Annotated in this window: 5 protein-coding genes; 3 read left to right on the top strand and 2 right to left on the bottom strand. The window is 61.0% G+C overall.

All coding sequences use genetic code 11. The annotated features are described in order from the left end of the window. Positions 1-327 precede the first annotated feature (327 nt). Positions 328-939, top strand: a complete 612-nt coding sequence (locus ACLPJJ_RS09070; RefSeq protein ID WP_443590650.1) for an HAD family hydrolase — start codon at positions 328-330, stop codon at positions 937-939. After that, positions 936-3,017, top strand: coding sequence for a GAF domain-containing protein (locus ACLPJJ_RS09065; protein WP_443590649.1), 2,082 nt, complete (start codon positions 936-938; stop codon positions 3,015-3,017). The genes ACLPJJ_RS09070 and ACLPJJ_RS09065 overlap by 4 nt, the downstream gene beginning before the upstream one ends. A 294-nt stretch (positions 3,018-3,311) precedes the next feature. Here ACLPJJ_RS09065 and mntR read toward each other — a convergent pair whose 3' ends face one another. Then, positions 3,312-3,791: a manganese-binding transcriptional regulator MntR gene (gene mntR / locus ACLPJJ_RS09060; RefSeq protein WP_443590648.1), complete on the bottom strand. Its 480-nt coding sequence runs from the start codon at positions 3,789-3,791 to the stop codon at positions 3,312-3,314. Positions 3,792-3,977: 186 nt separating this feature from the next. On the opposite strand from mntR, the gene ACLPJJ_RS09055 reads away from it, so the two are divergent. Beyond that, on the top strand, positions 3,978-5,294 hold the full coding sequence (locus tag ACLPJJ_RS09055; protein WP_443590647.1) for an Nramp family divalent metal transporter: 1,317 nt from the start codon (positions 3,978-3,980) through the stop codon (positions 5,292-5,294). Between the two features lie 55 nt (positions 5,295-5,349). Here the strand turns inward: ACLPJJ_RS09055 and ACLPJJ_RS09050 are convergent, their stop codons facing one another. Then, positions 5,350-5,499 (bottom strand): carbohydrate porin, encoded by a 150-nt coding sequence (locus tag ACLPJJ_RS09050; RefSeq protein ID WP_443590651.1) that lies wholly within the window; start codon positions 5,497-5,499, stop codon positions 5,350-5,352. Between the last annotated feature and the right edge of the window lie 135 nt (positions 5,500-5,634).

The following is a 5,634-nucleotide window of genomic DNA, read 5'->3' as shown; positions in this document are numbered from 1 at the left end:
TCAGAGCCTGATCACGCCCAACGATCCGGCGCGAACTCTCAACCCACCAACGCAGTGCGATCGTTCAAACCCAATCGGGCCAACTACACCTAGATCAGCACTCGCGTTTTTCCACGGCCTCGGTCGACTTGCGCCCATGTCCGTCGTTCCCGAACCATCACGTGGTGCTTGAAAGCAGTCGTCCCATTGTTGGATCCAGAACGGTGCAAGCCTCCCATGAGCAGCCAAACTCATAGGTCGTCATTCCGAGGATTTGAGGCTTGTTCAAGGGCGGCCGCGATCAAATTTTGTTTGCGCGGATGAGTTGTTTAGCGACAATATTGTGCAATGCGGAAGATCTCGCTCGTGCTGTTTGATATGCATGACGTGCTTTGCCGGTTTGATCGGGCGAAACGGCTCGACGACTTGGCGCGGATTTCGGGGAAATCGGCGGACGAGATTTTTGCGGCGATATGGGGGGCGGGCTTTGAAGCCGAGGCGGATGCCGGGAAGCTGGACAGTGTGGCGTATTTAAAGGGTTTCGGGGAGCGGTTGGGCTACCCGATTACGCTGGATGAATGGGTGGCCAACCGCAAGCTGGCGATGGTTCCGATGCCGGAGGTTTTGGCAATTATGGCGGCGTTGAAACGCCAGGTGAAGGTGGGGGTGCTCACCAACAATCATACGCTCGTGCGAGAGCATTTGAATGTTTTGTTTCCGGAGCTTTTTGCTCTGTGCGGGGACCACGCGTATGTGTCGGCGCAGTTCGGCGTCGCCAAGCCGAACCCGGAAGTGTATTTGCGCTGTGTGGCTGCGGCAGGCGGTCGGCCTGAAGAGACTTTGTTCATCGATGATTCGAAAGCCAATGTGGATGGTGCCGTTGCGGCTGGGTTGGCAGGGTATTTGTTCACCGACGCGGCTGCTTTGCGGGTTGCTCTGCGGGATTTTGGTTTGACTTGAGGAAAGCGTTGAAAAGCCGCTTTCGGAAGACATTGTCCAATTTTGTTTTAGCTCTGATTGGAGCTTTCATTGGATTTGGTTACCGGCATTTCGCCCTCGGCTATCAATCACCCATCAACTATGAAAGACTGCACCATGCATTGAACAAAAGAACCCGAGGCACAAACCATCCATTAAAACGGGAGAATTTCACGCCCGCGGGAGCACCGTATTTGTCCACTTCTACCTTGTCCCGACTCGCATTGGTCGTGCTGACAACATGGGGGCTGTCGATGGTCCTGCCCTCGCTCTATCGACTGGTCTGGCCGCTCGCATCATTCGGGCTCACCGTGGACAACAACGGCGTTGTGATCGATGTGGCCGGCCCGTTCAACCACGGCCTAGGCCACTCACCAGCGGCAGCGGCGGGGCTTACCATCGGGGACCGGCTCGACCTGCAGCAGATGAACTGCCGGGCTCCCCGCAGCCGCGTCTGCGCGGCACTCATTACCGTGCTCGGCGGATCGGGAGGATTGCAAGAGACGCTCCCCGGGCGGACAATCGACCTCGCCATACGCCCCGCAACAGGCGGATCGAGCCGAACCGTGCAGTTGCGCGCGGAACTCGCGCCGCTTGACCTGCTTGGCCGGCTCGTTCTGCTCGCGGATACCATCGTCAGCATTCTATCGATACTTGCCGCGGCCTGGCTCGTCTGGATTCGACCCGGGTGGATGACCTGGGGCTTCTTTCTTTATTTTTTCTGGTTCAATCCAGGACAAACTTACACATACTACGCCATTCTCCAGTCCCAGCCGTCGCTTCTGCTGATCGAGCAATGCCTGGACGGGTTGGCTGCGGGAGCTGCTTTGGGCGGGTTGCTCATCTTCGCGCTGCGTTTCCCGGAGTCCGAGCCCGATCCGCGCTGGCATCGATGGGCGCCGCTGGTGCCCTGGCTCGGCGCTGTCATGGCCGCGTTACAGTTGCTCGCCGGCGCCAACCTCTTTGGTGTGCCAACCGAGGGAATTGCGGCTGCCAGTTACATCTACAGTTATGGCCTCAATGCAGTCGCCCTGGCCCTGCTGCTGGCGCGCCGCCGCACGCTGCATCCCCGCAACGAGCAACGCATGCGCTGGGTGATTGCAGGCTGTGCGATCGGATTGCCCACCTTCATCTTTGCTGAAATCTGCCAGACGACCGGGCTGCTGCAAAATGCGTGGGGCATGGCCCCCTCGCAGACAGCGCTCGGGTCGCTGTATCTCGTCCAGGGCGTGCTGGCCTATTTTGTATGGACCGCCGTGCGACGGCAGCGCGTGATCAGCGTCGTGATTCCGCTCCGGCACGGCACCCTCACGACCGCGCTGACGCTTGCGCTGGCCATCCCCGTCGTTTTTCTACACGAGCGCATTGGCGAGGTTCGCGAAGCGCTGCATTTACCTGGATGGTTTTGGCCGCTGGTGGTCGCTCCGGTCGCGCTGATTGCGCTGCAACGGCTGCACGAGGTCGCGGTAGAACTGGCCGATCATGCATTCAACCATGCGTACCATCAGGCCCGTCGTGGGCTTGAGCAGGCGGGGCACACGATGCTTGAAGCTGACAACTTCGCCACGATCGATCGATGGCTCGTCGAGGCGCCGGTTCGCCACCTCCGGCTGACATCGGCAGCCGTGTTCCGCGATGTCGACGGCTCGCTGCACCGCACGATGCCGGCGATTGGCTGGGCCGCCGCGTCGCTGCGCCAGCTACACCCGGACCTCGACGCCCCGGTGATCGAGTGCCTCACGCGCCGCAAGCCGATGCGGCTGCTTCCCCAGCAATGGCGCCATGACGGCCCGTCTTCAGAAGAGCAGGCGCCCTGCCTTGCGGTGCCGATCTTCGGCTGGGCGGGACAGGCCATCGGCCTAGTGCTGTTCGGCCCGCATGAAACTGGTAGTGACATCACGCCTGATGAACGCGACATGTTGCAGGCGCTCGCGGTTCAGGCCGGCCACGGATACGATCGCGTCGAAAAGGAGACGTTGCGGCATGAAGTGCGCGACCTTCGGGCACGACTCGCCGTTCGCGCAGAGGCGCCGCCCCCTCCCTCGTCCATTGAAGGATGATCCGGCGGTCAGGTCTCGCGGCATTCATTTTTGGGCGATCTCCGTGAGCGAACGCCTGCTTGTTACCGTTGCGCGCTGCGAAGCGACTATTCCGCTCACGGCCCAACACGGCTGCCAGGGGCATCCCCCTGGCAGCCGTGCGCCCCATCGGTCCTAGACCGGTCCCAACAGTCTTCCCGAAATCCGACAATTCCCGTGTCCTTGCCGCATGATGCGGTAAGTTCGAAGGCAGACATTTACATTGGGTTGGTCAGACGCCGTTCAGCCCTCCACGCTTTAACCGACGTAAGTTACCTAAAGCTGCTTTTCTAAAAACCTTGAGAAAGCCGCCAGCGTATTCGCCGAAACATGATGTTCAATTCCCTCGGCATCCGCCTCGGCATCATCGGGCGAAACGCCGACGGCGAGAAGGAGTTTGACGACGAGCCGGTGCCGGGCCCGCACCCGTTCGGCCAGTTCCCTACCCGTCTCAGTAAGAAAGATACCGCGATAAGGCTTACTGCTCACCAATTCTTCGCGTTTGAGACGGGCTATCGCCTTGACGACGGTCGCATGGGACACCCCCAGGCGCCGGGCAATATCGACCGTTCTGGCTTCGCCCCCGGTTGCCATCAGATCCGCGATGAGCTCGACATAATCCTCCGTTAGCGCCTCTGAGCGCGCCTGACGTGCGGCACGGAACCCGCGGGCCTGCATTTCCTCCTTGGGCATGGCCGCTGGTGGGGTGGCGTCCTCCGCAAGCTCAGCCTCGGCGGTTGGTTCTTTACGCGTCATTCATCCTCCGCGCCCGGCCGTTCGGTGGGCAATGCCTACAGCCCTCGGTCACCCAAGCCATAGTGATAACGCAGTTTATCACGGGCTTACCGTTAACATCAAAATGTAACCAGCGCATGACGATAAAGCCTATTGCCGAAAATGTAGCCTTGGCTACATTATGGGTACAGCCCAGGCGGAGCGAGCATGAGCGAGTTCACCAAAACCGAGAGACCCACTCTCACCGATAAGACCACGATCAACATCCGGGAGGTCCTGGCCGGCAAGCGGCGTGGGGCCCGATCTGCCCTGCTGTTCGCGGGACCGGCGGTGATTGTCTCGATCGCCTATATGGATCCGGGCAATTACGCGACCAATATCCAGGCTGGCGCGGCGTTTGGCTATTCCCTGCTCTGGGTGGTGCTGATGGCCAGCCTGATCGCCATGCTGTTTCAGGCGCTTTCGGCCAAGCTCGGCATCGTCACAGGCCGAAATCTGGCCGAGATGTGCCACAAACAATTTCCGCGCCCCGTTGTGTATGCGATGTGGGGCATCAGCGAGGTTGCCGCCATGGCCACCGATCTCGCCGAGTTCCTGGGCGGCGCGATCGGGCTTTCCCTGCTGTTCAAAATCCCGCTGATCGCCGGAATGCTCGTCACCGCGGTGGTGACCTACGGTATCCTGCTGTTCGAGCGGCGCGGCTTCCGTCCCATCGAGCTCATCATCGGCGCGCTTGTCAGCGTGGTGGGCCTTTGCTTCCTGATCGAGATGTTCATCGCGCCGGTTGCCTGGGGCCAGGCGGGGCTGCACGCGGTCGTTCCCTCCATTCCAAATGCGGCGGCCCTGACCATCTCGGTCGGCATCATCGGCGCCACCATCATGCCGCACGCGGTCTATATGCATTCCGGCCTCACCCAGGCCCGTGCCCCGGCCCGTAACGCGAACGAGCGCCGGTCGCTGCTGCGTTTCTCGAACTGGGAGTGCATCATCGCGCTCACCGTCGCTGGGGCGGTCAACATGGCCATGGTGATGATGGCCTCTGCCGCTTTTCATGCCGGTCACAGCGACGTTGCGGAAATCGAGACCGCCTATCACACCTTGGGGCCGTTGCTTGGCGCCGGGGCCGCCGCCGTGTTCCTGATATCCCTGATGGCCTCGGGCATTTCCAGTTCCGCAGTAGGCACCATGGCCGGACAGATGATCATGCAGGGCTTCGTGGGGTTCCGTATCCCGATCGTCGTGCGGCGCCTGGTGACGATGATCCCTGCCTTCGTGGTCATCGGCCTTGGCATTAATGCAACCTACGCGCTGGTGATCAGCCAGGTTGTCCTATCCTTTGCCCTGCCGATCCCGATGATCGCGCTGGTGCTATTCACCCGCCGGCGTGACCTTATGGGCGAGTTCGTCAACAGCCGGTTGACCAATATCGCCGCAATCGCGGGAACAGTGATCATCCTGCTGCTTAACGCCGTGCTGCTGCTGCAGACGTTCGGAATCACCGTCCCCGGCCTTTCTTCCAGTTGAGTGAGCGTCAGATATAAACCGCGCCGTGCCGCCACCGCTTTCTGTCGCAAAAAGCCTAGAAGGTTGTGACCGCGCGGATGCCCGCCACCAGCTCGTTGCGCAGCTTGTGGTTCGGATCGTTCGGATCCTGGATGCCGCCGCCAGGGCTGATGATGTATTGGATGTCCGGCTGCACGGCGAGCCAGGGGGTGAACGTGTTGAACAGCGCGGTCTTGCCGCAATTGGGGGTGCCGATCAGGGCGATGCGGGTCAGTGACGGGGCGTTGCAGCGGGGCTTCGTAGCTCATTTCGCGTCCTCCGGCGCGAGCAAACGCACCAGCACGGCGCTGGCCTTGCGCCG

Source organism: Acidocella sp. (genome assembly GCF_052326845.1).
Taxonomy (GTDB): domain Bacteria; phylum Pseudomonadota; class Alphaproteobacteria; order Acetobacterales; family Acetobacteraceae; genus Acidocella.
The sequence above is the reverse complement of the archived record's forward strand: the minus strand, read 5'-3'. Positions and strand labels throughout refer to the sequence as shown.